This window comes from Streptomyces sp. NPDC014676 (genome assembly GCF_043084105.1).
Lineage (GTDB): Bacteria > Actinomycetota > Actinomycetes > Streptomycetales > Streptomycetaceae > Streptomyces.
Genome location: NZ_JBIBZI010000016.1, coordinates 168446 through 193745, shown reverse-complemented (window position 1 = coordinate 193745; position 25300 = coordinate 168446). Strand labels below are relative to the sequence as shown.

The window sequence follows — 25300 nt, the reverse complement described above, 5'->3', positions numbered from 1 at the left end:
CTGTTGGTGCCGCCCCCTTTTCGGCCGGTGGCGGCGGCGTGCTGGTGGGCGCGGACGATGGTGGAGTCGATCTGGACCAGCCAGTCGATGTCGCCGGCGGCGTCGGAGTGGGCTTGGACCTGCTGCAGGGCCCGGGTGAAGACTCCGTCGAGGGCGTAGCGGCGGAAGCGGGTGTAGACGGTCTTCCACGGCCCGTAGCGTTCCGGCAGGTCACGCCAGGAGATCCCGGTGCGGATCTTGTGGACCATCCCGTTGATGACCCGCCGGTCTGCCACGCGGGGCCTGCCCGTCGCGGCCCGGGGTATCAGCGGAGCGAGCAAATCCCACTCTTGGTCCGTGAGTTCATGACGACGTACCACGACACCATGATCCACCACCTAGATGATCTTTGAAGACGGACCCTAGCTGTTGCGGGACATGAGGTTGCCGACGTCTGAGCAGGTCCTCGTTTCGTCGTAGCGACGTACGGAATCCACGGAGGCGGTCCGCAGGCGGCAGCGCCGGCAGCCGGGACACCGGCAGGGACGAACACCTCGAAGAGCTCGACGAGCGCGTACACCCGAACCGTTTCGTCCGCGGGGTGAGTCACGGCGGTTCGGGCGGCCCCGCGTGGTGAGTGCGGGTGCCGCCCGAAGCGATGTCGAGGGCGAGGAAAGCGAAAGAGCTTGCTGTCGAAAGGAGTTGAGAAGGAAGCCCTTTCATGGCCTCGCCGTGGGCAAGGCTAGCATTCAGCCCGGGATCAAGTCGCGCAGATTCTCCAGGGTGATGACCCGGGAGTCCGGGTGCAGCCCTTCGGGACGTTCGAGACCGATGTACATCACGGGTTCCTCCGGGACCGGCCCGCCGTCCCACGATTCCACGGCCGTGGTGTCGCCGGACATCAGGCCGGTCAGGTACCGCACCGTCAGGTGCTCGCGCTCCACCACGGCGCGCACCACCTTGGACACCGACACCTGGTTCTCCTCGACCCGGTTGGCCGACGAGATGCCCTTCAGGTACAGGTGCAGCCACTTCGCGCGCCACCGGCCGTCATTCTCGCGCCGGAACACCAGGGGCAGCGCCACTCGGCCCGCCCCGCGAAGCTCCGACTTCATACGTACCGTGCGGGGCTCGAACGGCCGGCCCCTCTGTTCACCGTCGCGCAGCATGAAACCGAAGAACGACTCCTCGACCTCCTCGAAGCCCTCGCCTGCGTAGATGTTGACCTGCGGAACGATGAAAGTGCCGCGTACCCGGTCCAGGGACAGCTCGATGAATTCCGAGGCCCCGTCGGGCGCCTCGGTGACATCGCCCGAGTGCTTGCCCCCGACAGCCCTGAGGGACGTGTAGGAGAGCCAGGAGTCGGTGCTGTAATCGCTGCGGAGAAGCAGCGCCGAGAGGTCGTAGTCGGTCCGGCGCCCGGTCTCCTTCCAGTACACGAAGAAGCGCAGTCGTTCGCCGTCGACCGCCGAGAGCGAACCTCGCGGCAGTACGCCGAGCCCGGTCGCGGTCGCCCTGCCGCTGAGCGGGAGCGCCACGTCGAGGACGTCGGGGCCGAGCAGCAGCCGGTCCGGTGCCGGGAGCCTGCGGCGCATCTCGGCGTCGAGGGCGGCGACCAGGCGGTCGCGGTCGGCGGCGGGGACCGGCAGCCGGGTGTCGGGGGCGGCCCAGCCCCGGCCCCGGCGGTTGACGAAGATCCGGAGTTCGCCGGTCTCCCGCTCCCGGTTCCGGAAGTGCTCGCGGACCGAGAGCACGACCCGGCCGGAGACCTCGGGAGCGACCCGCACCGCGGCGGCCGTCACCGCGTCCCGCTGCTCCTGGTCGGCGGCGATGCGCAGCAGGTGGTCCAGGGAGCGGAACAGCTTGCCGGGCGCGGACTTCAGCAGCCGTACCGCACCGAGGACGTCGGACTCGTCGAGCAACTCCTCGACACGGCTGTCGAAGGACCGTGCCTCCTTCTCGCCCCGCGCCACGGCGAACACATCGGCGGCGTGCGGCCAGCGCGGGTACTCGTGCGGGTGGAGGCGCTCACCGAGCCGCTTGAAGGGCTCGCGGTGCGCGTGCACATCGGCCAGTTTGGCGGGGTTCGCCGCGACCACGGCGTCGAGGCCCGCGAGCAGCGCACGGCGGGCCGGCCGCGGGAGAGACCGGAACCGGGTCGGCTCCTGCAGCGTCACGTCGCCGCCCGACAGCGCGCAGGCCAGCCGCAGCACATCGGTGACGGTGTCCAGCAGAAGGTCCGCGCCGACGGCGAGACGGGCCTTGTTGACGACCGCCCGGTTCTCCCGGACCGGGATCGGCTCCGGCTGGGGGCCGAGCGCGCACCGCTCGGCGAGGATCCCGAGGTCGCGCAGGTGGTCCTCGCCCAGCGGCGTCGTACTGCCCGCCAAGGCCAGGTACAGGCCGGTGAGTTCGTCGTCCAGATCCCGCCCGAGGTGCAGGACGGTCACCCGGTCGCCCGCCGAGGCGATCAGCTCGTCCTGCGCCGCGAGCATCTCCTCGTAGGTGTGCTGGTAGCGGCCGTACGTGGGGAGGCCGAGCAGGTCCAGCACCCCGTGTGCCGACTGTGTCAGCACGTTCTCCCGCGACGTGTCGTCGATGAGCGCCGTCGTCACACACCGCATCCAGAACTCTTCGGTGTCCGGCACGTTCGCCGGGAAGTCGATGAAGTACGCGTTGTGCCGGACGTGGTCGCCCACCATCTCGCTCACGGTGCGCAGCGTCCGCTTGGCGGTGTGCACGACCGCGGCCTCGGACAGCCCGGACAGCCGCTCCAGCAGCTCCGCCGAGAGCTTGAAGCCCACGGATGCCAACGCCGCGTCGAACTGCCGCGTGGCGGTGGCTCCTTCGCCCGCGGAGCCCCGGGGGGAGGGAAGGCGGTGGGTGTGCCGGATGACCAGCGACTCGAGACTGTGCGCCATTCGGAGATGATCGCAGAGGTGTGCGGGGCGGTGCACAGGGGTTTCCGTGCGTGCTCCGGCGTCGCGCCTCGAGGGGCGGTGCTTTCCCGTGCGCGAGTCGGTGAGGCCGGCGGTGTGCGGCCCGTGCAAGCCCCGGACAGGAGGAGTGGCGCAAGCCATAGCGACACACTGTCCGATCGGTCAGTCCTGACCGATCGGACAGTTATGGTGGGGTCATGGCACGCTCCGCCTCCGCCATGCGCGGTCAGATCCTGGAGTCGGCACTGCGGCTGTTCGCCGTGCACGGCTTCCGTGGCACCTCGTTGCAGGACATCGCCTCCGACGTGGGCTGCTCGAAGGCGTCACTCCTCTACCACTTCGCCGGCAAGGAAAAGATCCTCACCGAACTGCTGACCCCGGCCCAGGACGCCCTCGCCGCGCTGCTCGACCGCGTGGCCGGGCTGGAGGGCGGCCGGCTGGTGGAGGAGACCGTCGTCGGATACGTCGACCTGACGCTGCGGTTCCGCCGCGAGATCCGGCTCCTCTTCGAGGACATCGCCGAGATGTCCTGCCACCAGGACCTCAACGTCATCGAGTTGGCGGACCGGCTGCTGGACGCGCTGGCCGGCCGCTCGCAGCACCCGCCGGCCCGGGTGGCGGCGTGGATGGTGCTGGGCGGCGTCTTCGTCACCGGCGCCACCGATGACGAGGTGGCGCCGGACGAGGTGCTGCGTGCCGAAATGATCCGCAGTGCGCTGCGGACGCTTGACCACACCCCCAGTTGACCCCTCACGGAAAGACCCCTCCTCCATGGCGACCTTGCTGTACCGGCTCGGGCGGTTCTCCTTCCGCAGAAGAGGCCGAATAGCCGCCCTCTGGCTGCTCCTGCTGACCCTGCTGGGTGTCGGAGCCGCCACCCTGATGGGCCCGACCAGCGACAAGTTCTCCATGCCGGGCACCGAGTCCCAGCGGGCGCTGGACGACCTCGACCGGCAGTTCCCGCAGGCCGGCGGGGCGACCGGCACCATCGTCGTCGCCGCGCCCGAGGGTGAGAGGCTGTCCCCCGCCGCGGTGGCGCCCGTGGTGAAGGAAGCCTCCGGGATCGACGGCGTCACCGCCGCCATGGACCCGTTCCAGGCCGGTTCCGTCTCCCAGGACGGCCGCTACGCCCTGATCCAGGTGCAGTTCGACGAGGCCGCCGACGAGGTCACCGACGAGCAGAGGTCGGCCTACGAGGCCGTCGGCGCCGACGCCGAGGGCCTGCGGATCGAGCACGGCGGCGAGGTCATGGGCGGTGAGGTGGAGGTCGGCTCCACCGAGGCGCTCGGCGTCCTGGTCGCCGCGGTGGTCCTGGTCGTCACCTTCGGCTCGCTGGTCGCCGCCGGCATGACCCTGCTGAACGCGCTGATCGGTGTCGCGGTCGGCATGGCCGGCCTCTTCTCCCTGACCGGTGTCATCGAACTGACCTCCACCGCCCCCATCCTGGCGCTGATGCTGGGCCTGGCCGTCGGCATCGACTACTCGCTCTTCATCACCTCCCGCTACCGCCAGTACCTCGCCGAGGGCCTGGAGCCCGAGGAGGCCGCCGGCCGCGCGACCGGCACCGCCGGCTCCGCCGTCGTCTTCGCCGGCGCCACCGTCGTCATCGCCCTGGCGGGCCTCTCCGTCGTCGGCATTCCCTTCCTGAGCGTGATGGGCCTGGCCGCGGCGGGCACCGTCGCCGTCGCCGTGCTGGTCGCCCTCACCCTGCTGCCGGCCTTCCTCTCCTTCGCCGGCGACAGGATCCTGCCGCGCAAGCAGCGCCGCGCGGGCCAAAAGCCCGCCGAGGAGGGCGCCGCCACCGAGGGCTTCGGCTTCACCTGGGGCCGGCTCGTCACCAGGCTGCGCGTACCGCTCCTGGTCGTCGGCGTCCTCGGCCTGGGCGCGCTCACCCTCCCGGCCCAGGACATGCGCATGGCCCTCCCGGACGCGGGCACCGCCGCCGAGGGCTCCCCCGCGCGAGAGGCGTACGACCTGACGTCCGAGGGCTTCGGCGAGGGCTTCAACGGCCGTCTCATCGCCGTCGTCAACGGTGAGGACGCGCAGTCCACCGGGGCGGCCGCCGAGAAGGCCACCGCACTCATCAAGGACACCGACGGCATCCTGGCCGTGGCCCCGCCGCAGCTGAACGAACAAGGCACCACCGCCCTGCTGGCCGTCATCCCCGAGTCCGGCCCGACCGCCGTCGCCACCGAGGACGCCGTCCACGACATCCGCGACCGGGTCGCGGACATCGAGGGTGCCGACATCGCCCTCACCGGCGCGACCGCCCTGGGCATCGACGTCTCGGAGAAGCTCGCCGACGCCCTGCCGGTGTATCTGCTCCTGGTGGTGGGCCTGTCCTTCCTGCTGCTCATGCTGGTCTTCCGGTCGGTCCTTGTGCCGCTGAAAGCGGCCCTGGGCTTCCTGCTCACCGTGGGCGCGACCTTCGGCATCACCGTCGCCCTCTTCCAGGAGGGCCACCTCGCCGGCCTGGTGGGCGTCGACACCCCCGGCCCGCTGGTGAGCTTCCTGCCGATCCTGCTCATCGGCATCCTGTTCGGCCTCGCCATGGACTACGAGGTCTTCCTCGTCTCCCGTATGCGCGAGGACTTCGTCCACGGCGCCGACCCGCAGGCGGCCATGGTCAGCGGCATGGGCCACAACGCCCGTGTCGTCACGGCCGCCGCGCTCATCATGACGTCCGTGTTCGGAGGCTTCGTCCTGATGGACGACCCGATCATCAAATCCATCGGTTTCGCCCTCGCCGTCGGCGTGGTCATCGACGCCTTCGTCGTCCGCATGGCGCTGGTACCGGCGGTGATGTCCCTGCTCGGCCGTGCCGCCTGGTGGCTGCCGGGGCCCGTCGACAAGGCCCTGCCCGACCTCGACATCGAGGGCGAGAAGCTGAACCGGCGGCTGGACGCGGAGACACGCGACGAAACTCCCGTACCGGTCTGACCCGCGCGCCGGACCGCAGCTCGGAGGACGGGACCCGCGCAGCGGCCCCGTCCTCCCCCGCTTTCCTCCGCCGCGCCGGACGGCTGATCGCCTGCACCGCGAAAAGGGACGTCATCGGTGGGGACGTGGAACACGGGTCACGGGTTCCTGGCGCACCGCAGGATCGCGTGCACGTCCTCCTCGAACCCCAGGCCTCGGACGGGCAGGCGCCGGTACTTGATCGGGAACGAGAAGGTGGACCGGGCTCCGGTGCGGTGTTCGACCTCGACCATCACCGCTGTGTCCAGCCTGGGCAGCCGCCCGAGCAGGAGCGGGAGGACCCAACCCCATGTGCGCGAGTCGACCGCGTTCCCGTAGACCAGAGCGGCGCACCGGTTCGTTCCCAGCTTTTCCCGTAGGGCACCGGTGAAAGAGCGGGCGGACCGTGGACCGTCCCAGTCGACGTGCTTGCTCAGTTCGCCGGAGTCCACCTGCGTCACGACGGCATCGTCGCCGTCACGGAGCATGATCCACTGTAGCCGGACGCCCCTTCGACGGGTCCACATGCGAGGAGCGATCCGTGCGACCGTCTCGAGGACACGGATGTAGTCCGCGCGCACGTGAGCCGGAAGAGAGCCGAGTTCGGCCAGGATCGCCTCGCCCCGCACCGCCATGTCCGCCCCCAACATGGTGTGACCTTGATTGGCCGTAGGGTAACGCAGCCTGGACCCGGCGGTGCGTCGCAAGGAGCGCGTCGGGCGATCCACAGGTAGCCGCGGGTGTACGTGGGCCGCGGCCGGGTCGCGCGTGGCGCCGGGCAGCGCGGGTGAGGCCCGTAGCAGTACGCCCGAACAGATCCGTGCGGACGTGGACGTTCATCCCGTGCCGCCTCGCGCGCGCGTAGCAATGGACGGTCGCGACACCGGGCCTGGTGGCACGCTGCGCACAGGTGTCGCCGCACCGCAGATGGGCCAGGGCCGGCAGGGTCTGCCGCCCGGCCGTCGCCCCGGGTGCCGGCCTTCCGCCGCCCACAGGCGCGACAGCCACACCGCACCCCCCTTTTTTTCGTCCTCTTGACGATAAGAAAATTCCGCATTATCGTCAATAAGACGAGAAAGAAGGAGATCCCATGGCCGACATCACCCGGCGTCTGGGCTGGCGCCACCTGCGTTCCACGCCCACGGCCCACATCCGTTACCACCGCGGCGGCAAGCTGGTGCACGACGGGCCAGGACTCGGCTTCTGGTTCCGCCCGTTGACCGCCGCGCTCTCCGAGGTGCCGGTCGAGGACCGGGAGCTGGCCATGACCTTCCGCGCCCGTACCGCCGATTTCCAGGACGTGTCGGTGCAGGCGACCGTCACCTACCGGATCGGCGACCCGGCACTCGCCGCGGCCCGCCTGGACTTCTCCGTCGACCCCGACACCGGAGCCTGGCGCGGGGCCCCGCTGGAGCAATTGGGCACACTGCTCACCGAGACGGCTCAGCAGCACGCGCTGGACGTGCTGGCCCGCACCCCGCTGTCCGCGGCACTGATCGACGGGGTGGCCGCGGTGCGCGACCGGATCGCGGCGGGCCTCGGCGCCGAGCCGCGGCTGCCGGCCACCGGGATCGAGGTGGTGGCCGTACGGGTCATGGCGGTACGTCCCGAGGCGGAGGTGGAGCGCGCGCTGCGTACGCCCGCCCGGGAGCTGATCCAGCAGGAGGCCGACCGGGCGACGTACGAGCGGCGGGCCGTCGCCGTCGAGCGCGAGCGCGCCATCGCCGAGAACGAACTGGCCAGCCAGATCGAACTCGCCCGCCGCGAGGAACGGTTGGTGGAACAGCGCGGGGCGAACGCGCGCCGCGAGGCGGAGGAGGGCGCGGCGGCGGACCGGGTGCGCGCACAGGCCGAGGCGGCGCGCACGGTCAAGCTCGCCGAGGCCGAGGCCGCCCGTTCGGTGGCGCTCGCCCGCGCGGAGGCCGAGGCGGCGCGCGAGGTCGGCGAGGCCCGGGCCGAGGCCCAGGCGGCCTGGCTGCGCGTCCACGGCGATGTCGACGTGGCGACGCTGCACGCGCTCACCGGGACGCGGCTGGCGGAGAACCTGCCGCGCATCGACAGCGTGACCGTCTCGCCGGACGTGCTGACCGGGCTGCTGGCCCGGCTCGGCGGCGGGGCCCGGGGGTGAGCCTCGCCCCGCGGGCCGTCCTGGTCCACCGCACCACGGAGTACGAGGAACTGGTGGCCCGGCACGGTACCCACGGACAGGCCGCCTTCTTCCTCTCCTCCCGGGGCCGGGATCTCGGAGAAGTCGCCGAACGCCACCGCCGCGCGCACCGGGCGCTGGCCGAGGTGGCGGCCGCGGTCCCGCTGACCTGGCGGCAGGCCCGGGTGGAGCGGAGCGACCTGGACCGTTTCCTGTTCGCCCCGGAGGACGTCGTGGTCGTGGTGGGACAGGACGGACTGGTGGCCAACGTGGCCAAGTACCTCGCCGGGCAGCCGGTGATCGGTGTCGATCCCGAGCCGGGGCGCAACCCCGGCGTACTGGTGCGGCACCGGGCGGCCGACGCGGCGGCGCTGCTGCGCGGCGCGTCCACGGCCCGGGCGGATGAACTCACCATGGTCGAGGCCGTCGCCGACGACACCCAGCGGCTGGTCGCGCTCAACGAGATCTACCTCGGCGCCGTCGGACACCAGACGGCCAGGTACCGCCTGGGCCTGGAGGGCGACGGGGGTGTCGTCGAGGCCCAGGCCTCCTCCGGAGTGCTGGTGGGCACGGGTACCGGCGCGACCGGCTGGCTCCGGTCGGTGTGGCAGGAGCGGAGCAGCGCTCTGCGTCTGCCACACCCCACGGAGGACCGCCTGCTCTGGTTCGTCCGCGAGGCCTGGCCGTCGCCGGCCACCGGGACGTCCCTGGTGGCCGGCGAACTCGCCGCCACCGGCCGGCTGCGCCTCACCGTCGAGTCCGAACGTCTCGTCGCCTTCGGGGACGGTGTGGAGGGCGATGCCCTGGAGCTGACATGGGGGCAGACGGTACGGGTGGGCAGGTGCGAGCAGCGGCTGCGGCTGGTGACACACGTTCCAAGGCAGCGGTGACCCGACGAGGCGGAACGTCAGGCAGGCAAGAGGAACCGCCCCGAGGAAGCCGAACGCCACCAGCCGGACCACGGCCTGCCCGACGAAACCGTGGTCGAACTCGAGAAGCCGTTCGGCATCGTCGCGTGCGAGCGGGACGGGGTTCAGGGCCCTGTTCTCCGTGGACGCGGGCCGGGTGGTGCCGCGTTCGAGGCGCGGCACCGAGACGGCGGCCCCGTTCCTGAGGACTTCAGCCGACATGCCGCGGTCCATTCCGCCACGGCCACGCAGACACCCGGTCGACGCCGTGACCGGCGGGCAGGACCGGCCCTGAGGGGAGGCCCCGGACAGCCCTCCCCCCGGCGGCCGCTCCCCCTGGAAGCGATCACGGCGCTTCGCGGTGCTGACGAAGTGCGCGCCAGGTCACCTCGTCGAAGTCGACGGGCAGGCCGCCCCCGGTGAGGTCCCAGGCCCACATGCCGACGAACGCGCCGGTGAAGCCGAGAGCCCGGATCCGCCCGTCCTCGAATTCTTCCGCGTGCTCGTCGGACAGGACGGTGGCGTCGAGCGGCGGTCCGGGGGGGCTGCCAGTCGTCGCCGGTGGCGTAACGGAAACGCAGGACGGCCCCTCGCAGGTCGAGGCCGGGACGCAGGCGGCGGGTCTCACCGAGAGACACCTCGCCGGCTTCGTCCACGCTCAGCGCGCCGCGGTCGCAGCCCGCCACCCGCAGCACCGTCCGCCCCTCGTCGTCCGCCGTGACGTGCGGGAAGTACCAGTTGCGCGTGTTGTGGTACGCGGTGATCCCGGCCAGGTGCTGGAAGGACCGCGGCCGGTGCTCCACCGTCGCCTCGAAGGCACCGTCCGCGGACGTCACCCGGCGGTCCACCGGACCGGGGCCGGTCAGGTCAGGGCATCAGCGCCGCCACTCTCACCGGGGGCACCACCGCCTGGACGCAACTCGGTCACGACATCCACCGCCCCGCCGTCACCCGTTCCCCTCGGGCCATGGACCGTCAGGTCCGCCTCGTCGCCGGATCCCTCGTCCTGACCGGTCTGATCGCCGGACAGCGCTGGAGCGCGGCGCGCCGGCTGTCCGCGGGCGTCGCCGGCGGCCTGGTCCTCTCCGCCCTGACCGACACCTGCGGCATGGCCGGGATCCTCGCCAAGCTCCCCCACAATCGGCCCGGGGCAGCCGACCTGGACGCCACCCTCGCCGCCCTGACCGGCCGCTGACGCCACCAGGCCCGGCCACGACGGTCGTCGCGGACAGAAGCCTGTGTCAGAACCCGGGCGCCGGGCATGACGGAAGTCGCTTCGACCGGTCACAGACCGGCGACGTCCCCGGCCCTCCTGGACACGGAGTCGAGCGCGTCCACCACGGCGTTGTGCCGCCTCGCGCGCGCCGTCCGGTCCGCCGGCACCAGCCGCGCGGCGGCCTGTACGGCGTAGGCGTCCGGGTCGCCGAAGGCGGTCCGCGGGTGCTCTCCCGTATCCGCGCAGTGCGCCGTGACCTCCTTGACCGCCTGGAGCACGACCGCCCGGTCCACGCCCGGCTGCATGGCCAGCCGTACCTGGAAACGCGCCATCCACTTCTCGCGGTCCTTCTCCCCCGCCGCGTCCGTCATCGGGTCCTTCTTCGCCACGAGCTCTCCTGGGTGATCGGCGGCCGCCTGTCAGGGAGTTGGACGCCTCAGCATCGACGTGGGTTGCGTGAGCGAGGATCCTATGGGTCTCAGGTGACTGCCGTGCGGCCCACCGCGCTCCGTGGCCCGGCGCTCCGGCTGTCCACGACGGCAGCACCGGGAGAGGGAAAAGAACTGGTGAGGGCGGTGGGCAAGGGCGTTGCAGTCCGCCCATGACGACGTACGGACTCCGCCCCACCCTGCTGCACACCCCCCGGCGAACGGCTGCTTCACGGCAAGGGTGTGGACTCGGCGGTCGGTGCCGGGCCGGCCGAGGACCGGATCATCCTCGATGCCGGCGTCCGGTCGGGCACCGTCAGCGCGGCGGTGTGCCGGGAACTCCGGGCGGCGGGCGACGACCCCCACGCGCACTACCGGGCGCTGTGCGCCGGCCCGGCTGCCGTCGCACCGGCGGCACTCGTCGGGCCGGCCAAGCAGCGGTGTCCCGAGGACGCCGCCTTGCTGCGCCCCCTCGCCCGTCACCCACGGGCCGCGGTCCGGGCCCGGGCGCTGTCCGCGCCGCGGATGCCCGGCTCTCTCGCCGACGACGCGCTGCCGCCGTTCGCCGACGACCCCGACCCCGGTGTGCGTGCCACCGCCCTCGGCGCGCTGCGGAGCCGCCCCCGTCCCCATGTCGTCGGGGCAGAAGCGGAAACCGCGTGGCTGCCGGGTCGGTGGTGCCGGTATCGTCCGGGTTCCCGGACCGCCGTACCGGCGGCCTGTGTTCAGAGAGTGATGGGCATGACCAGTCGGCAAGCGACGACGACCCTGTGGCGTCCCACCGGTCCCAAGGAGCTGGATCTGGTTCGGGAGCTGAACTGGCGTGCGTGGCCGCCCCGGCTGCCCGAGCAGCCGATCTTCTACCCGGTCCTCGACGAGGACTACGCGATCAGGATCGCCCGGGACTGGAACGTGAAGCACGACGGCGCCGGCTTCGTCACTCGTTTCGAGGTCGAGTCGGAGTTCTTGAGCCGGTATCCCATCCAGCAGGCGGGTGGGCGGACGATCCTCGAACTCTGGGTCCCGGCCGGGGAACTGGACGACTTCAACGCCCACATCGTCGGCAGGATCCAGGTGGTCCACGAGTTCCGCTGAGTCGGAAAGGCCTGCGGACAAGGCACGCCGGCCCGGTGCGGTGACCCCGGCGTCGGCGCCGTCCTCACCGCAGCGCGCTCTTGCGCCGCCAGTCGGTCCACGGCACGTTCCACGCACCGAAGCCGTTGCCCGGGTCGACCACGCCCTTGGTCTCCTCGCCCGTGATCTCGAACGGGTCGCCCGGCCGTACCTGCCCGTAGAACCAGGCCGCGTCCGCGTCGCTCATACCGATGCAGCCCGAACTGCGGTTGGCGCTGCCGAAATAGGGGGCGTTCCACGGGGCGGCGTGCGCGTACATGCCCGACCAGGTCAGCCGCATCGAGTAGTCGACCATCTTGTCGTAGGCGTCGCCGAGTCCGACCGTCTCGGAGTTCATGTTGATCGTGCCCTCCTTGGCCATGAGCACGGCCGTTCCGTGCCAGGAGCGCTTGTCGCCGCCGGGCGTGCCGCCGGAGACCGGGATGCTCCGGACGGTCTCGCCGTCGCGTACCAGTGTGAGCCGGTGGCGGTCGAGGTCGACCTCGACGATCTGCCGGGCGCCGACGGTGAAGGTCGTCGTGTAGTCGCGGACGAACCAGCCGCCGTCGGGGCCCGAGTCGGTGCCGTTCAGTTCGGCGTTCAGCGTCACCTTCGTCCCGGGCTTCCAGTACGACTTCGGACGCCAGTCGGCCCTGTCCCTGCCCGACCAGTCGCGTATCCAGCCCCAGGAGCCCTCGGTGCCGTCCGAGGTGGTGACCTCGAGCTGCCTCTCGACCTCGGCCCGGTTCGCGACCGGGTTGTCGAAGACCAGGGAGACCGGCTGGGCCACGCCGACGGTGGTGCCGGTGCCCGGACGCCAGTCGACCTTGTTGACCTTGTCCGCCTCTGCCGTGGTGAAGGAGGTCCTGGTGGTCGCGGTGGTGCCGCCCTCGGTGCGGGTCGCGGCGGCGACGGTGTACGCCGTGCCGGGCGCGGCCTTGCGGTCCGACGTCCATGTCCCGCCGTCGGCCGCGACCTCGCCGGGCAGCCGGCGGCCGTCGGCGTCGGTGACGGTCACCGAGGTGAGACGGCCGTGGGAGGCGGTGACCGTCACCGGCCGGCCCGGCGCGGCCTGCCGCCCCTCGGGGGTGACGGTGACCGTGACGGGCCGGTCGCCGGGCTTCCCGGTCCGCGGCGTGTCCGAGGCGGCCGGCGGCGAACCCATCGAGCAGGCGGCGAGCGGCGCCAGCAGGGCCGCCGCGACGGCGGCCCGTATCGGGGCGTGGGCGAACACACGTGTGCGGTGCAAGGGGACCTCCGTGACGGACGACTCCGCGGTGACGAGCGGACGATCGTGACTTCAGAACCAGGAAAAGGGCAGGTCAGCCGCTACGGGGCAATGTGACGGCGGTTGGTGAGGAACGGTCATGGTCCCGTCACATTCGCCGTGCGGAGCGGTCACGGACCGCTGTGAGCATCGTCGTCGTCCCTGCGACAGGCCGGGGAGAAAGCGAGGATCGGACCGTGTCAGCACTGCTCGTACCGCCCGGCCGCGTCCCCCGGGCGGGGAAGGGGCCCGTGGTCCTCGGGCCCGTCACGCCCGAGGTCTACCGCGGCTTCCTGGCGTCGCCCACCGGCCGGGCCCTTGGCCCCGGCTTCCTGCAGTGCCCCTCCTGGGCCGACGTCAAGGAGGGCTGGCGGGCCCGGCTGCTCGGCTGGGGCACGGATCCCGGATCGGGGGCGCTGAGCGGCGTGGCACTGGTGCTGCTGCGTCAGTTCCCCGGCACCCGCAGGTACTTCGCCTACCTTCCCGAGGGACCCGTGGCCGACTGGACGGATCCCGACGTCGACGTCTGGCTCACGCCGCTGCTCGACCACCTGCGCGGCGCGGGCGTGTTCGCCGTACGCATGGGCCCCTCCCCCGCGTACCGGCGCTGGGACGCCTCCGCGCTGAAGCCGCTCGCCGGACCGGGCCGCCGGCTGGGCGACGTGCTCGCCAGTGAGGTCGACCCGCTCGGCACCGCCGTCGCCGAGCGGCTGCGCGCCCGGGGGTGGCGCCGCTGCGGCGGTGACGGGACCGCGGACGACGGGGACGCCCAGCCCCGCCACGTCTTCCGGATACGGCTCGCCGGACGCACCACCGAGGACCTGTGGTCCGGGCTCAACCAGGAGTGGCGGCGCAACGTCCGGCGCGCCCGGAAGGAGGGCGTGGAGGTGGTCGTGGGCAGCGCCGCCGAACTCCCCGAGTTCTACCGGCTGCTGGGCATCACCGAGCAGCGCGACGGCTTCCGGCTCGGCCGCTCCCTCGCCTACTACGAGCGTCAGTACGCGGCGCTCAACGCCGAGGAACCGGGCCGGATGAAGCTGTATCTCGCCCGTCACCGCGGTGAGGTCCTCGCCGCCCACACGATGATCACGGTGGGCCGCCGGGTCTGGTACCAGACCGGGGCGTCGGCCGGCCACCGCCGCGAGGTGAGGCCCTCCAACGCCCTGCAGTGGCGGATGCTGCAGGACGCCCACGCCCTCGGCGCCGACGTCTACGACATGCGCGGGGTACCCTCCACTCTCGACCCCGCCGAACGTGCGTACGGACTGCTGCGGTGGAAGCTCGGCACCGGCGGGCAGGTCGTCGAGACGTTGGGGGAATGGGAGAGACCGTTGGGCGGTACCGCCAACCAGACGCTGTACCGCGCCTTCCAGGCGTACCTGAACCGCCGGTGAGCGCCACGGCTCCGACCGGTACGGACGGTGCCGCCTCCCGGCCGGACGGCGGGCGGTCCGGCGACGACGGCACCGGTGCGAAGACGGCCTCCACGGCACGCGGCAGTGCCGTCATGGCCGCCGGGTCGATCGTCTCCCGGGGCACCGGTTTCGCCCGCTCCGCCGTGGTCGCGGCGGCGCTCGGCACCATCGGGCCGACCGCCGACGGCTACGCGGTCGGCAACTCCCTGCCCACCATCGTCTACATGCTCCTCCTCGGCGGCGCGCTCAACGCCGTCTTCGTCCCCGAACTGGTCAAGACGGCCAAGGAACACGAGGACGGCGGCGTCGCGTACACCGACCGGCTCGTCACCGTCTGCGTGGCCGGCCTGCTGGCGATCACCGCGGCCGCGGTGTGGGCCGCTCCCGCGATCGTCGACGCGTACACCGACTACCGCGGCCGGCAGGCCGCCATGACGACCGCGTTCGCCCGTTACTGCCTGCCGCAGATCCTCTTCCTCGGGCTGTTCACCCTGCTCGGGCAGGTCCTCAACGCACGCGGCCGGTTCGGCGCGATGATGTGGGCGCCGGTCCTCAACAACCTGGTCGTCATGGCCGTGTTCGGCCTGTACCTGGCCTTCGCCACGGGCGGGGACACCCTCACTCCGGCCGAGACCGCCCTGCTCGGCTGGGGCACCACCGCCGGCATCGCCGTCCAGACCCTCGCCCTCCTCCCCGCGCTGCGCGCGGCGGGGTTCCGCTGGCGGCCCCGCTTCGACTGGCGTGGCGGCGGACTGACCCGCCCACTGCGGTCGGCCTTCTGGCTGGTGCTGCTGGTGCTGGCCAACCAGGCCGCCTACTGGGTCACCACCCGGCTGGCCACGACCGCGGGACTCGACGGCGGCCCCGGGTTCAGCGCGTACAACAACGCCTACGTCCTGTGGGTCGTACCGCACGGCATCATCACGGTCTCCCTGGTCACCGCGCTGATGCCCCGGATGAGCGCGTCCGCCGCCGACGGGGACACCGCCGCCCTGCGGCGCGACGTCTCCCGGGCCCTGCGCACCTCCGCGTCCGCCGTCGTACCCGCCGCGTGCATGCTGCTCGCCCTCGCCCGGCCGGTGACGGATCTCGTCTTCGGACACGGCAGGACCGGTGCCGACGACACGGCGGCCATGGCCGTGATCCTGATGGCCTTCGCACCCGGGCTCGTCGCCATGTCGGGCCAGTACGTGCTCTCCCGCACCTTCTACTCGCTCTCCGACACCCGTACGCCGTTCCTGCTCAACCTGGTGATCGTCGTCCTCAACGCGGGACTGTCCGTGGCGGCGGCCCAACTGCTGCCCGCCCGCTGGGCCGTGACCGGCATGGCGGCGGCGTACTCGGTGGCGCTGTGCGCGGGCTGGGCGGTGACCGCCCGGGTGCTGAGCCGCCGGCTCGCCGTCGCCCGTCCGCTGCGCTCGACCGCCGCGGGAACGCACGCGCGGCTCGTCCTCGCCGCCGTACCCGCCACCGTACTGGGCCACCTGGCCGCGCTGGGGGCCGCACGGGCGGGAGCCCTCGCCGCCGCAACCGCCGGGGCCGCCGCCGTCGTGTTCTCCTTCGCCCTGCTCGCCCGTCCGCTGCGGCTCACCGAACTCGACGCCCTGCTCTCCGGCGCACGCCGGAGAGTGACCCGGACCTGACCACCACCGAGGGAGAACCACTCATGCCCCGCGTGCTCCTCGTCGAGGACGACCCTTCCGTACGTGAAGGGGTCGAACTCGGTCTGCGCCGCCGTGGACACGAGGTACGGGCGGCCGCGACCGGCGAGGCCGGTCTCGCCGCGCTGACGGAGTTCCGGCCCGATCTGATGCTCCTTGACCTGATGCTGCCCGGCATGAACGGGGTGCAGGTCTGCCGGCGGGTCCGCGAGCGGAGCCAGTTGCCGATCATCATGCTGACCGCGCGGGGTGACGACTTCGACGTGGTGATCGGCCTGGAGGCCGGTGCCGACGACTACATCGTCAAACCCGCCCGCACCGAGGTGATCGAGGCCCGGATCCGTGCCGTGCTGCGCCGCATCGACCACACCGGCCAGGGCCGGACGGCCGTCGAGGTCCACGGCGAACTGGCCATCGACCGGGCCGCGCTGAGTATCACCAAGTCCGGCAGGCACCTCGCGCTGGCCCCTTCCGAGCTCAAACTGCTGCTCCATCTGTCCGCCGCCCCCGAGCAGGTGTTCAGCAGGCAGCAGTTGCTGGAACACGTGTGGGAGCACAGCTTCCACGCCGACGCACGACTGGTCGACGCCTGCGTCGCACGGTTGCGCGGCAAGATCGAGGACGAGGCGGGCAGCCCCCGCTACATCCAGACACTGCGGGGCTTCGGCTACCGCTTCGGACCGCTGTGACCTGCGGCCCCGGCCCGGCGCGGCGGCTCCTGCGCGGCCTCTCCGGCGCCCGGCGCCGCGGAACCGACGACGGCGCGCCCGACGACGGCACGTCCGGCGGCCCCCCTGCGGGGCGGGCCCGGGCCAGGGCGTTCGGGCTGCGCACCCGGCTGGTGTTCGCCTTCCTGCTGGTCGCCGCCGTCAGCGCGGGCACCACGTCCGCGCTGACCTACCGCGACGCCCGCAACGCCCTGCTGAAGACCGCCCAGGACACCGCGGTCTCCTCGTTCCGCGACCAGGTCCAGCAGACCGGCTGGGGCCTGCCCGTACAGCGGGAAGGGCTGGAGGAGATCCTGCGTGACCTCGCCCGCAAGGGGAAGCCGCGCCCCTGGGTGGTGTTCGCGGAGTACGGCTCGCTCCGCGCCTCCTCCGGCGACAACCCCGTCTCCACCGTCATCACCCCCGGACTGCGCCGCGCCGCACACGCCCACCCCAGCGGCAGCTTCGAGCGGGTCGTGAAGGACGGCGTGCCCTACCTGACCATCGCCATGCCCACCGTCATCAGGACCGGCCCCGAGGGCGTGCTGCCCAGCGGACTCGTCCTCTACGCCGTCATGCGGATGACCGACGAGCAGGTCAACGTCGACGCGCTCCTCGTGGCCGCCCGGGACGGCGCCCTGCCCGGCCTCGTCGTCGCGCTGATCCCCGGTCTGATCGCCGCGCGCAGCGTGCTGCGGCCGGTGCGGGAACTGCGCCAGGCCGCCCGGAGCATGGGCAGCGGCCGGCTCGACACGCGGATCACGGTACGCGGCAGCGACGAACTGGCCGATCTCGCCCGCACCTTCAACGATTCCGCCGGCAAACTCGAACGCTCCGTACGCGAACTGCGCGAGGCCGAGGCACGCGCCCGCCGCTTCGCCTCCGACGTCTCCCACGAACTGCGCACACCGCTCACCGGAATGCTCGCCGTCACCGAGGTCCTCGACGAGGACGCCGACCGGCTGGACCCCGACACCGCCCGCGCGGTCCGGCTGGTCAGCACCGAGACCGGAAGGCTCGCCGTGCTCGTCGAGGACCTGATGGAGATCTCCCGCTTCGACGCCCGCGCCGCCGAGCTCAACACCGACGAGGTCGACGTCGCGCAGACCATCCGCAAGACGCTGCAGAACCGGCACTGGACCGACGGCCGCGTCCGCACCGCGCTGCCCCCCGGCATCCGCGCCCGGCTCGACCCGCGCCGCTTCGACATCGTGATCGCCAACCTCGTCGGCAACGCCCTGCGGCACGGCGGCGCGCCCGTCACCGTGAGCCTGCGCGGCGAAGCGCGCTCCCCCGGCCCGCCCGTACTGATCACCGAGGTCGCCGACAGCGGGCCCGGCATCCGGCCCGACGTGCTGCCGCACATCTTCGACCGGTTCTACAAGGCCGACGCGGCACGTACCCGGTCGGCGGGCAGCGGCCTGGGGCTGGCGATCACCCAGGAGAACGTGCGGCTGCACGGCGGGACCGTCCGCGCGGGGAACCTTCCCGGAGGCGGTGCCGTCTTCACCGTCGAGATACCGCTCCATCCGGAAGAGGCCGACGGATGAGGCGTGCGCGGATGTGCCGGGGTGCCCGCGCGGTCGCCGTCGTGTCGGGGGTGCTGCTGCTCGGCGGCTGCGGCATCCAGGAGACCGACGTGATCGAGGCGGGCGGTCCCGCCTCCGTCCAGGCGTTCGTCGACCGCGACTACGACATGCTGCTCTTCTTCCACTCGCGCGACGGCGGGATCAGTCCGGTGGTCCGGTCCACCGGTTCCGTGCCCGAGTACGGCCCTGAAGACGACCCGGTCGCCGGCCAGGACCCCACCGGCGCGAACGCCGTGCCCGTGCCGGCGGAGAAGGTGATCCTCGCGCTGCTCGGCGGTCCCGACGAACAGGACCGCGCAGCGGGGCTCGGCACGTCCCTTCCCCCCGTCCCGCGGTCCGCGGTGCTCCGGGTGGAGGTCTCGCCCGGCGGCGAGGAGGTCACGGCCGGCCTGCCCATCGCGCTGGACGGGCTGGGCCGGACCGCGCTGCGCCAGCTGTTCTGCACGATCGCCTACAGCCAAGGCGGCGACGGCCGGGCCACCGTGCGGCTCACGGGAAAGGACGGAGTGCCGGCCTCGGGGACCTGCGGCCTCGACCCGACGGCGGGACGGCGGCCCTGACGAGCCGCGCCCCGGCACGGAGGAACCCGCCGTACGCGCGGACCGCTCACCGCTCGCCCCTGCCGGGAGGACGGGGTCTCGCCTCCGGGTCCCGGCGGGGCACCGGGTGTGGCCGGTCTCGTCGCCCCCGAGGACGCCGGGGTGCGTGGCCGTGTTGTCCGGGCCGTCGGGGCCGGACCGGGAGAGAGCGGCCTCGGCAGGACCGCGGGCCTCGCCCCCCCGGCCGCGGCTTCGACGGCGGGAGGCACCCTCGGCCACGCCTCTTCGCCGTGCCGCTGCGCGGCGGTGACGGCCGCCCCGGGCCCGTACGTCACCGCCCGGCGCCATGACGACGACCGCGTCGGGAACGGTGCCCGGCGCGTACGGCCGGTGTCCCCCAGCCGTCTCCCTCGGGCCTCTCGGCTGGTTCCTTCCTGAGCCGGGGCCGGCCGGGCGTACGCCGGCGGCTGGGGCACGGTCACCCGGACCTGGTGATCCTGGCGGCGGAACGCGGTGCGTGGTTCCGCGCGCAGGGGCGCGGTGGAGGAGCGGCGGAGACGGGGTCCGTCGGACGGCTGACCGGCGAGCGGACACGACGGAACACCCGCGGAAGCGTGCGGCGCGGATGGAGGGCATCCGCGTCTGGATCGTCGTATGGCTTCCGCATGGCTATTGACCTGCCCGAATGCGCTGTGCTTGTCTCGGCGTGAGGGCCTGGGGAGGCACACCGGGGGCACGGGTGGCGTGCAGGGGCGGATCGAGGGGGCGTGAGGTGTCTCGGGGCATGGGGGGACACAGCGGGAACGCTGACGAAGTGACCGCGTCGCACCTGCGTGCGCCTCGGCCGGGCCTGCCCCTGCGGCGGGTGCCACGAAGCCGGTGATCCTTGTACGACGGCCTCATGGCCGTGCCCCGGCCGGTCCCCGGCGATCCCCTCACGTCCGCCGGGCGAACCCCCTGACGCCCGTCCCGCCGCGGCGTGAGCCGTCGGCGGCGCGGAGAACGGCGGTGGCCGGACTGCCGGGACGGCGCCCCGCACCGGAGCCGGCGGATGACGCGCGGCTCGACGGCGAATTAGCCGGAACCCGCGCCGCGTTCTTTCCGTCTTGCTCCGACGGACCGCCCTTGGCGAGGGGGAAAGCGACGCCGGCCGGAAGGTGACGAGCGGAACCCGCCCTGACATGACCAACCTCTAGCAAAGCAGTCGAAAATTGATACACATACCACCGCAGAACTTTTCGCGAACGGACCGGGAAACCGCGCTCCCCCTGTGGCGTCGGCCACGGACGGTCCTCTGGGCCGCGGTGGGTGCCGTGGCCCTCGGGTTCCTCGTCGCGCTGGAGTTCGCCGCGCGTCACTACGGCCTGCCGGGGCCGCTCACCAACCAGGTGCGGGAGGTGGTGTACGCCCCCAAGTCGGGCGGCCTGCTGTACGCGGCCATGGCGTTGATGATGGTGGTGCTCACCTGGCGGGAACGGTTCGTCGCGGTGGGCACGGCGATCGGTGTCGACGTCGCCTTCCTGGTGGTCCGGTGGGCGGCCGACGCGGACACGGCCGGCGGCCACCCCTTCGGCAACGGCGCCCTCTGGGTGATCCTTGGCTGTGCGGTCGTCGCCGTCACCCGCCGCACCGGCCGGGAACGGGTCCTGCTCCTGAAAGGCGTCGGGCTGGCCCTGCTGCTGGTGGCCGGCCGCAAGACCGGTGACACCTGGCTGCTCATCACCTCGAAGACCCGCCCGACGGTGCTCGACCAGTACGTGGCCACCGCCGATCACGCGCTGGGCGACCCGTCGTGGCTGGCGGGCCGTATCGTGACGGCCACCGGCCCCGTCGGCTTCAACTTCCTCGACTTCGTCTACGGCAATCTCGCGGTGGCCGCGGTCATCGCCGCGCTGTACCAACTGCGCCACGTGGCGGTCGAGCGCCGCTTCCCGCGCCACCACCTGGTGCGCACGTTCCTGGTGATCGGCCTCGTCGGGCCGGCCTTCTACATGATCTTCCCGGTGGTCGGACCGCTCTTCGCCTACGGCACGGGCACCGAGCACTGGGCGGCGGTCAGCCTGTGGGCGCCGGACATGCCGCCCAGCGAGCCCTGGGCCGTGGCCGATCTGTGGCCGCGGACGCTGCCGTCGGCCGATGCCCCGCAGCCCATGCCGTTCGACGGGATCACCCCGCGGAACTGCATGCCCAGCCTGCACACGGCGTGGGCCACCGCGATCTTCATCCACTCCCGGAAGGGCCCTCGCGTCCTGCGGTTCGCGGGAACGTTCTGGCTGGTCGCCACGCTCGCCGCGACGCTGGGATTCGGCTACCACTACGGTGCGGACCTCCTCGCCGGCGTGGTGTTCACGCTCACGATCGAGGCGGCCCTGCGCTCGTTCGACCAGGGCTGGGACCGGTCGGGGATCCGGCTGGTCGCCTACGGCGTGACGGTCTTCGCCGCGCTTCTGCTGTCCTACCGGTTCCTGCCGTCGGCGATGGCCGCGCATCCCTGGGTGTCCGGACCGCTGCTCGTGCTGGCCATGGTCTCGGTGATCTACGGCTACGTACGGACCACCGCACGGTGGGAACCGAGGACCGCACCGGCGCGGCGACCGGAACCCCAGCCCGAACTGATCTGAGGCGTGCCGCACCGGATACCGGCCGCGCCGGTCCGCCCGCGCTCCGGGGAAGAACGGCCGGTGCGCGGCACGCGCGGATTCCGCTGTCCCGGGCAGGGGCGCCCCGCCGTCCCGGTCGCGGGAAGCCTGCGGCGTCCCCGGAACCGGTCCCGGCTCCACCGGGCGGGTGCGGCGCGGAAGCCGGGATGCCGGCCCCCTGCCAGCTCCTGGGCGCCATCCAGGACCTGCCGAGGTGATGGACCGGTACCCGCACCAGGACCGGACCCGGCGAAGCACTACCAGCGGTGTCCCCTCAGCTTTGTCCCTCAGGGCTGTCGGCGGGCTCCTGGGGGGAGCGGCCGCTGTCTCCCTCCGGGTTTACCGGCAGCAGGCCGCGAGCGAGGCTCGGTACCAGGTATGCCAGGTCCCCCAGGCTGCTGCCGTCCCTGGCGGATTCGGCGGCCGGGTCGGCCGGCACGGGCGAGGCCGCCTGCGCGGCGGAGACCGGGAAGAGCACCCCGGCAGCAGCAAGTGCCGCGACGGCACCGATGGCGAGACTATTACGCACTTTTATCCCTTTCGCGTAGGAAGTGACGCGCTGATCAACGATCGGATCCGGCGTAGGACACGTGTCACCGAGGGCCGTCGTCACCGCCGGTCCGTCCGCTGGACGACTGTGGTGCGCGCGTGCTCATCACCGATGCGACCCGGCCGGCGCGTCAGCGGGAGCGGCTGTCCCGCCCGGGCCGACCGTGCTGGTGGCCGAGGACGGTGAGGAGGGCGGGGGCGCTCCGCCGTCCGGGGACTTCCGGGGCGTGGCGGGCGACGTTCTGCGGTACGAGGGGTTGGCGTGCACGGCGCCGGGGACGCCCGCCCGGGACGGTCTCCGGCGGGACGGGACGGCGTGGCCGCTCCGCTCCTCCGGGTCCCCCCACCCCCAAGGGAGTGCCGGCCGCCCGCCGCGACCGCCTCGCGCCGGTCGCGGCGGGCGGCCTCGTCGGTGTTCTCGGTCTGCCGGAACGGGACCGGCTGCCGTGGCCGTTGCCCCTCCACCACGCCATGAGCCGGGTTCTCCGAGGCCGTCGCCTTCGCCGGGTACGGGTTCTCCTACGGCGCGCCGGTCGCCCGACTCGACGGCGAGGGGCGGGGATCCGGCCTTACGCGGCCAGTGTCTCGTCCTTCGGGGAGGAGCTCATACGGTCCGTGCCGTACCGCTCGAGCAGTGCGTCGGCCGCGAGCAGAGCCTGCTCGACGGTGCGGGCCCCGGTCATCACGCACAGCGTGTAGGTGGAGTCCTCGAGGTCCCGGCTGGTGCGGCCGGTGGGGCGCACATCGTGTTCGATGCGCGCCTGAGCGAACCGGGCCAGTACGGCGCGCAGTTCCTTCTCCGCCGGAAGGATCATGGTGATGCCTCTCCCCTCGAAGTCCGTCTCACAAGGCGGCCGGCGCCGCGGCCCACCACCGGGCAGCGCCGAGCAGACCTTCATGTGCCCCGTATCGGGACGCCTATGCCACCGTGATCACCGCCCTGCGGCCCGCTCCGCGTGCGCGCCTGGACGGACGGTGGCACGGCCCGGCCCGTCGGCCCTCCGGGGGTCCGTCATCGTGCGTCGCGCAGGTGAAGGAGGTACGCCGCGGTCAGTGCGACGGCACGGTCCTCGTCGTGCGAGAGCTGTACGAGGGCACGTGACGCCGTGGTTCCCGGGATGTCCGCCAGCGCCTGGGTCAGCCACCGGCGTACGGGCGCTTCGGTGGTGTCGTGGGCGAGGCGGTCGACAAGCCCGGTGGCGATCCGGTCCGCCGTCGCGGGGTCGCTCGCCAGCCCGCTCAGCGCGTCGGCCGCGTCGGTGTCGTTCCTCCCCTCCACGATCATGTCGATGAGCGCCGGGACCGTATCGGCCGCTCCACGTGCCGCCAGCGCCAGAGCCGCGTACCCGCGGACCACGGCGTCAGGGTGCGCGAGGGCGTCCCGCAGCCGGGCGGCAGCCTCGTCACCGGGCATCTCGGCGAGGGACCGGACGGCGCGTTCACGCACCGCGGCCACCGGTGAGTCCAGGCCCTGCGCCAGCAGTGCCGTGCCGTCGCCGCCGGATCGCGCCAGTGTCCAGCGCAGGGCCCCGGCGACGTTCGGCTCCGTCTCGCGCAGCACCGCCTCGGCCAGGGCCTCCACCGGCACCGGGACCTCGCCGGCCGAGGAAAGGGCCGCGCGCTGGCGCGCGTCGGCGCTCTTCGATCCGAGTGCCTGGAGGAGTGCGACGCTCCGCAGGACGTCCTCCCAGCCGGCGGGTTCCGCGGCATCGATCCGGCGGAGCCGCGTGAGCAGCTCGGTCTCGGCCGCGATGCGTTCGCGCGTCTGGCGGATGAGGTCGTCGACGAGCGCCGAGGGCGTGAAGCCGGGGTCGTCGAGCGCGCGCCCGATCTCACGCAGCGACAGCCCCAGCGATCGCAGGCTCTCGACGTGGAAGATCCGCCGGATGTCCTCGTCGGAGTACTCCCGGTAGCCGGAGCCCGTACGGCCCGAAGGCCGCACCAGGCCGAGTGACTCGTAATGCCTGAGCATGCGGGCGCTGACCCCGGACCGTCGCGCCACCTCACCGATCAACACGTTCTATCTTCCCTCCTGGCCCGGGCCGCCGAGGGCCACGACGCGCTTCGCCTCCTCGATCGCGTACTCGAATCCGGTGTCCGGGTCGCGCAGCAGCCGTTCCGTGGCGAGCGCGTGCGCGCGCACGCGCGGGTCGGGGGCCATGGCCGCGGCACGCAGAGCCGGCAAAACGGCATCGCCGCCCAGTGCGACCAGCGCCCGGCTGAGACTCAGCCGCGTCTCCCGCTCGCCGCGCCCGAGTTGTCCCGCCAGCAGCGCGGCCAGCCCGGGTTCCTCGCCTTCCGGCACGAGCACGACCGCGGTCCGCCAGGCGCTCCGCGCCACCTCGTCGTCGGTGTCGGACAGGAGCCGCGGTGTGATCGCCGGCCACGCCCGCCGGTCCCCGATCTTGGACAGCGTGTGCAGCGCCTGGCTCCGTGCCCGCGCACGCTCCGAGCGGACTTCGCGGAGCAGCGCGGGGAGCGTCATGGACACCGGGTGGCGGGTGAGTGCCCAGGTCAGCATGTCCCGGACGAAGAACTCCGGTTCGAGTGCGCATCGTTGGACGAGCTTGTCGACGAAGCACGGGTCCGGTGCCGTGCCGGCCGCCAGAGCGGCCCGCAACCGCACGGACGGACTCCCGTCCTCCAGCCCCTGGAGCACTCGTACCGCGTCCGTGTCCTGTCTCGTCGTGGCCATCGGGACCACCTCCTCGGCAAGCAGTGAAGGCCTTGTCACCGTGTCAAGGTCAAACGGGGCTCGATGGACAGCCGGTCCACGTAGGCTGACCGGCGTCCGTGGCCGGAGGAACGCGGGAGGGCGGAGCATGGGGGTGGCGTCGATCGGCGTACGGCTCGTCGCCGAGGCGTCCGGGAGCGCGGGGGCGGGGTTCGTGTACTCCTGGCTGGTGCCCGACGACGGACGGCGCGGCTGGATGCTGTTCGTCCCGACGGAGCGGCTCTTCCGGGAATGCGACGGAACGGGAGCCGTCCTGGAGGACGGCATGGAGGTCCGCTTCGGGCTCACCGAGGACGAGTCGGCGCGCAGGCACGCGCGGTGGGAGGGCGGTCGGGAGTGGCGGGTGATGGTGACGGCGGCCTACGGCGTCTGGAAGAGGTTCCAGGAGCACGGGGAGCCGCCGCGGCAGGCCCACCGCACCTTCTACTAGTCCCTCCGGTTCAGGAGTCCTGGTCGGACGGGCGGGGCGGCCGGAGGCCGGGGCTCTCCCGCCGGACGCGGAACGGGCGGCGC

Annotated in this window: 22 protein-coding genes and 2 pseudogenes; 13 read left to right on the top strand and 11 right to left on the bottom strand. The window is 72.6% G+C overall.

Annotated features, from left to right (window positions below; translation table 11 throughout):
* Together ACF1DX_RS33215 and ACF1DX_RS33210 are read right to left on the bottom strand one after the other, a co-directional pair.
* A partial coding sequence (locus tag ACF1DX_RS33215) for an IS5 family transposase (protein ID WP_391794866.1) occupies positions 1-359 on the bottom strand: 359 nt, incomplete at its 3' end.
* A 369-nt stretch (positions 360-728) separates the two neighbouring features.
* A complete protein-coding gene (locus ACF1DX_RS33210) occupies positions 729-2900 on the bottom strand; it encodes a TerD family protein (RefSeq protein ID WP_391794865.1) in 2172 nt (723 codons plus the stop codon).
* Between the two features lie 215 nt (positions 2901-3115).
* Between ACF1DX_RS33210 and ACF1DX_RS33205 the strand changes: the two genes are divergently transcribed.
* Both ACF1DX_RS33205 and ACF1DX_RS33200 read left to right on the top strand, forming a co-directional pair.
* On the top strand, positions 3116-3664 hold the full coding sequence (locus ACF1DX_RS33205) for a TetR/AcrR family transcriptional regulator (protein WP_391794864.1): 549 nt from the start codon (positions 3116-3118) through the stop codon (positions 3662-3664).
* 25 nt (positions 3665-3689) lie between these two features.
* A complete protein-coding gene (locus ACF1DX_RS33200; RefSeq protein ID WP_391794863.1) occupies positions 3690-5858 on the top strand; it encodes an MMPL family transporter in 2169 nt (722 codons plus the stop codon).
* A 137-nt stretch (positions 5859-5995) separates the two neighbouring features.
* Here the strand turns inward: ACF1DX_RS33200 and ACF1DX_RS33195 are convergent, their stop codons facing one another.
* Positions 5996-6337, bottom strand: a complete 342-nt coding sequence (locus ACF1DX_RS33195) for a hypothetical protein (protein WP_391794862.1) — start codon at positions 6335-6337, stop codon at positions 5996-5998.
* A 629-nt stretch (positions 6338-6966) separates the two neighbouring features.
* Between ACF1DX_RS33195 and ACF1DX_RS33190 the strand changes: the two genes are divergently transcribed.
* Complete coding sequence (locus ACF1DX_RS33190) at positions 6967-8004, top strand: SPFH domain-containing protein (protein WP_391794861.1); 1038 nt, start codon at positions 6967-6969, stop codon at positions 8002-8004.
* Positions 8001-8912, top strand: a complete 912-nt coding sequence (locus ACF1DX_RS33185; RefSeq protein ID WP_391794860.1) for a hypothetical protein — start codon at positions 8001-8003, stop codon at positions 8910-8912. The genes ACF1DX_RS33190 and ACF1DX_RS33185 overlap by 4 nt, the downstream gene beginning before the upstream one ends.
* 364 nt (positions 8913-9276) lie before the next feature.
* Here ACF1DX_RS33185 and ACF1DX_RS33180 read toward each other — a convergent pair whose 3' ends face one another.
* Positions 9277-9558 (bottom strand): hypothetical protein, encoded by a 282-nt coding sequence (locus tag ACF1DX_RS33180; RefSeq protein ID WP_391794859.1) that lies wholly within the window; start codon positions 9556-9558, stop codon positions 9277-9279.
* Positions 9536-9733: pseudogene (locus ACF1DX_RS33175) on the bottom strand (glycoside hydrolase 43 family protein); the annotation flags it as partial. The gene ACF1DX_RS33180 and the pseudogene ACF1DX_RS33175, both read right to left, overlap by 23 nt.
* Positions 9734-9783: 50 nt before the next feature.
* Between ACF1DX_RS33175 and ACF1DX_RS33170 the strand changes: the two are divergent.
* Positions 9784-10125 (top strand): annotated as a pseudogene (locus ACF1DX_RS33170) (DUF2892 domain-containing protein); the annotation flags it as partial.
* A gap of 89 nt (positions 10126-10214) precedes the next feature.
* Here ACF1DX_RS33170 and ACF1DX_RS33165 read toward each other — a convergent pair.
* Entirely contained in the window at positions 10215-10535 is a 321-nt protein-coding gene (locus ACF1DX_RS33165; RefSeq protein ID WP_391794858.1) for a hypothetical protein, read from the bottom strand.
* A gap of 780 nt (positions 10536-11315) precedes the next feature.
* On the opposite strand from ACF1DX_RS33165, the gene ACF1DX_RS33160 reads away from it, so the two are divergent.
* Positions 11316-11669, top strand: a complete 354-nt coding sequence (locus tag ACF1DX_RS33160) for a hypothetical protein (protein ID WP_391794876.1) — start codon at positions 11316-11318, stop codon at positions 11667-11669.
* A gap of 64 nt (positions 11670-11733) precedes the next feature.
* Here ACF1DX_RS33160 and ACF1DX_RS33155 read toward each other — a convergent pair whose 3' ends face one another.
* Positions 11734-12936 carry an Ig-like domain-containing protein gene (locus tag ACF1DX_RS33155; RefSeq protein ID WP_391794857.1) on the bottom strand — a complete coding sequence of 401 codons (1203 nt, stop codon included), beginning with the start codon at positions 12934-12936 and terminating at the stop codon, positions 11734-11736.
* A gap of 215 nt (positions 12937-13151) precedes the next feature.
* Between ACF1DX_RS33155 and ACF1DX_RS33150 the strand changes: the two genes are divergently transcribed.
* The 6 genes from ACF1DX_RS33150 (at position 13152) to ACF1DX_RS33125 (ending at position 21486) form a co-directional block, all read left to right on the top strand.
* Complete coding sequence (locus ACF1DX_RS33150; RefSeq protein WP_391794856.1) at positions 13152-14348, top strand: lipid II:glycine glycyltransferase FemX; 1197 nt, start codon at positions 13152-13154, stop codon at positions 14346-14348.
* The gene (gene murJ / locus ACF1DX_RS33145) at positions 14273-16012 is read left to right on the top strand and encodes a murein biosynthesis integral membrane protein MurJ (protein WP_391794855.1); all 1740 of its coding nucleotides are present in this window, start codon (positions 14273-14275) and stop codon (positions 16010-16012) included. Before ACF1DX_RS33150 ends, murJ begins: the two co-directional genes overlap by 76 nt.
* A gap of 23 nt (positions 16013-16035) precedes the next feature.
* Entirely contained in the window at positions 16036-16719 is a 684-nt protein-coding gene (locus ACF1DX_RS33140; RefSeq protein ID WP_391794854.1) for a response regulator, read from the top strand.
* 137 nt (positions 16720-16856) lie between these two features.
* Positions 16857-18287 (top strand): ATP-binding protein, encoded by a 1431-nt coding sequence (locus ACF1DX_RS33135; protein ID WP_391794875.1) that lies wholly within the window; start codon positions 16857-16859, stop codon positions 18285-18287.
* Positions 18284-18886: a hypothetical protein gene (locus ACF1DX_RS33130; protein ID WP_391794853.1), complete on the top strand. Its 603-nt coding sequence runs from the start codon at positions 18284-18286 to the stop codon at positions 18884-18886. The genes ACF1DX_RS33135 and ACF1DX_RS33130 overlap by 4 nt, the downstream gene beginning before the upstream one ends.
* A 1247-nt stretch (positions 18887-20133) precedes the next feature.
* Positions 20134-21486 carry a DUF5933 domain-containing protein gene (locus ACF1DX_RS33125; RefSeq protein ID WP_391794874.1) on the top strand — a complete coding sequence of 451 codons (1353 nt, stop codon included), beginning with the start codon at positions 20134-20136 and terminating at the stop codon, positions 21484-21486.
* Positions 21487-21778: 292 nt separating this feature from the next.
* Here ACF1DX_RS33125 and ACF1DX_RS33120 read toward each other — a convergent pair whose 3' ends face one another.
* From ACF1DX_RS33120 to ACF1DX_RS33105, 4 genes are all read right to left on the bottom strand, one after another.
* Positions 21779-22033, bottom strand: a complete 255-nt coding sequence (locus ACF1DX_RS33120; protein WP_391794852.1) for a hypothetical protein — start codon at positions 22031-22033, stop codon at positions 21779-21781.
* 589 nt (positions 22034-22622) lie between these two features.
* The gene (locus ACF1DX_RS33115) at positions 22623-22868 is read right to left on the bottom strand and encodes a DUF5133 domain-containing protein (RefSeq protein WP_391794851.1); all 246 of its coding nucleotides are present in this window, start codon (positions 22866-22868) and stop codon (positions 22623-22625) included.
* Between the two features lie 197 nt (positions 22869-23065).
* On the bottom strand, positions 23066-24070 hold the full coding sequence (locus tag ACF1DX_RS33110) for a MerR family transcriptional regulator (protein ID WP_391794850.1): 1005 nt from the start codon (positions 24068-24070) through the stop codon (positions 23066-23068).
* Positions 24071-24073: 3 nt separating this feature from the next.
* A complete protein-coding gene (locus ACF1DX_RS33105) occupies positions 24074-24748 on the bottom strand; it encodes a HEAT repeat domain-containing protein (RefSeq protein ID WP_391794849.1) in 675 nt (224 codons plus the stop codon).
* 127 nt (positions 24749-24875) lie between these two features.
* Here ACF1DX_RS33105 and ACF1DX_RS33100 point away from each other — a divergent pair, with 127 nt between their 5' ends.
* The gene (locus ACF1DX_RS33100) at positions 24876-25217 is read left to right on the top strand and encodes a hypothetical protein (protein WP_391794848.1); all 342 of its coding nucleotides are present in this window, start codon (positions 24876-24878) and stop codon (positions 25215-25217) included.
* The last annotated feature ends 83 nt before the right edge of the window (positions 25218-25300 follow it).

Coding starts and splice junctions, on each gene's coding strand:
- ACF1DX_RS33105 (WP_391794849.1), bottom strand. CDS start 24,748: ATGGCCACGACGAGACAGGACACGGACGCGGTACGAGTGCTCCAGGGG.
- murJ (WP_391794855.1), top strand. CDS start 14,273: ATGGGAGAGACCGTTGGGCGGTACCGCCAACCAGACGCTGTACCGCGC.
- ACF1DX_RS33200 (WP_391794863.1), top strand. CDS start 3,690: ATGGCGACCTTGCTGTACCGGCTCGGGCGGTTCTCCTTCCGCAGAAGA.
- ACF1DX_RS33190 (WP_391794861.1), top strand. CDS start 6,967: ATGGCCGACATCACCCGGCGTCTGGGCTGGCGCCACCTGCGTTCCACG.
- ACF1DX_RS33115 (WP_391794851.1), bottom strand. CDS start 22,868: ATGATCCTTCCGGCGGAGAAGGAACTGCGCGCCGTACTGGCCCGGTTC.
- ACF1DX_RS33100 (WP_391794848.1), top strand. CDS start 24,876: ATGGGGGTGGCGTCGATCGGCGTACGGCTCGTCGCCGAGGCGTCCGGG.
- ACF1DX_RS33130 (WP_391794853.1), top strand. CDS start 18,284: ATGAGGCGTGCGCGGATGTGCCGGGGTGCCCGCGCGGTCGCCGTCGTG.
- ACF1DX_RS33140 (WP_391794854.1), top strand. CDS start 16,036: ATGCCCCGCGTGCTCCTCGTCGAGGACGACCCTTCCGTACGTGAAGGG.
- ACF1DX_RS33210 (WP_391794865.1), bottom strand. CDS start 2,900: ATGGCGCACAGTCTCGAGTCGCTGGTCATCCGGCACACCCACCGCCTT.
- ACF1DX_RS33160 (WP_391794876.1), top strand. CDS start 11,316: ATGACCAGTCGGCAAGCGACGACGACCCTGTGGCGTCCCACCGGTCCC.
- ACF1DX_RS33205 (WP_391794864.1), top strand. CDS start 3,116: ATGGCACGCTCCGCCTCCGCCATGCGCGGTCAGATCCTGGAGTCGGCA.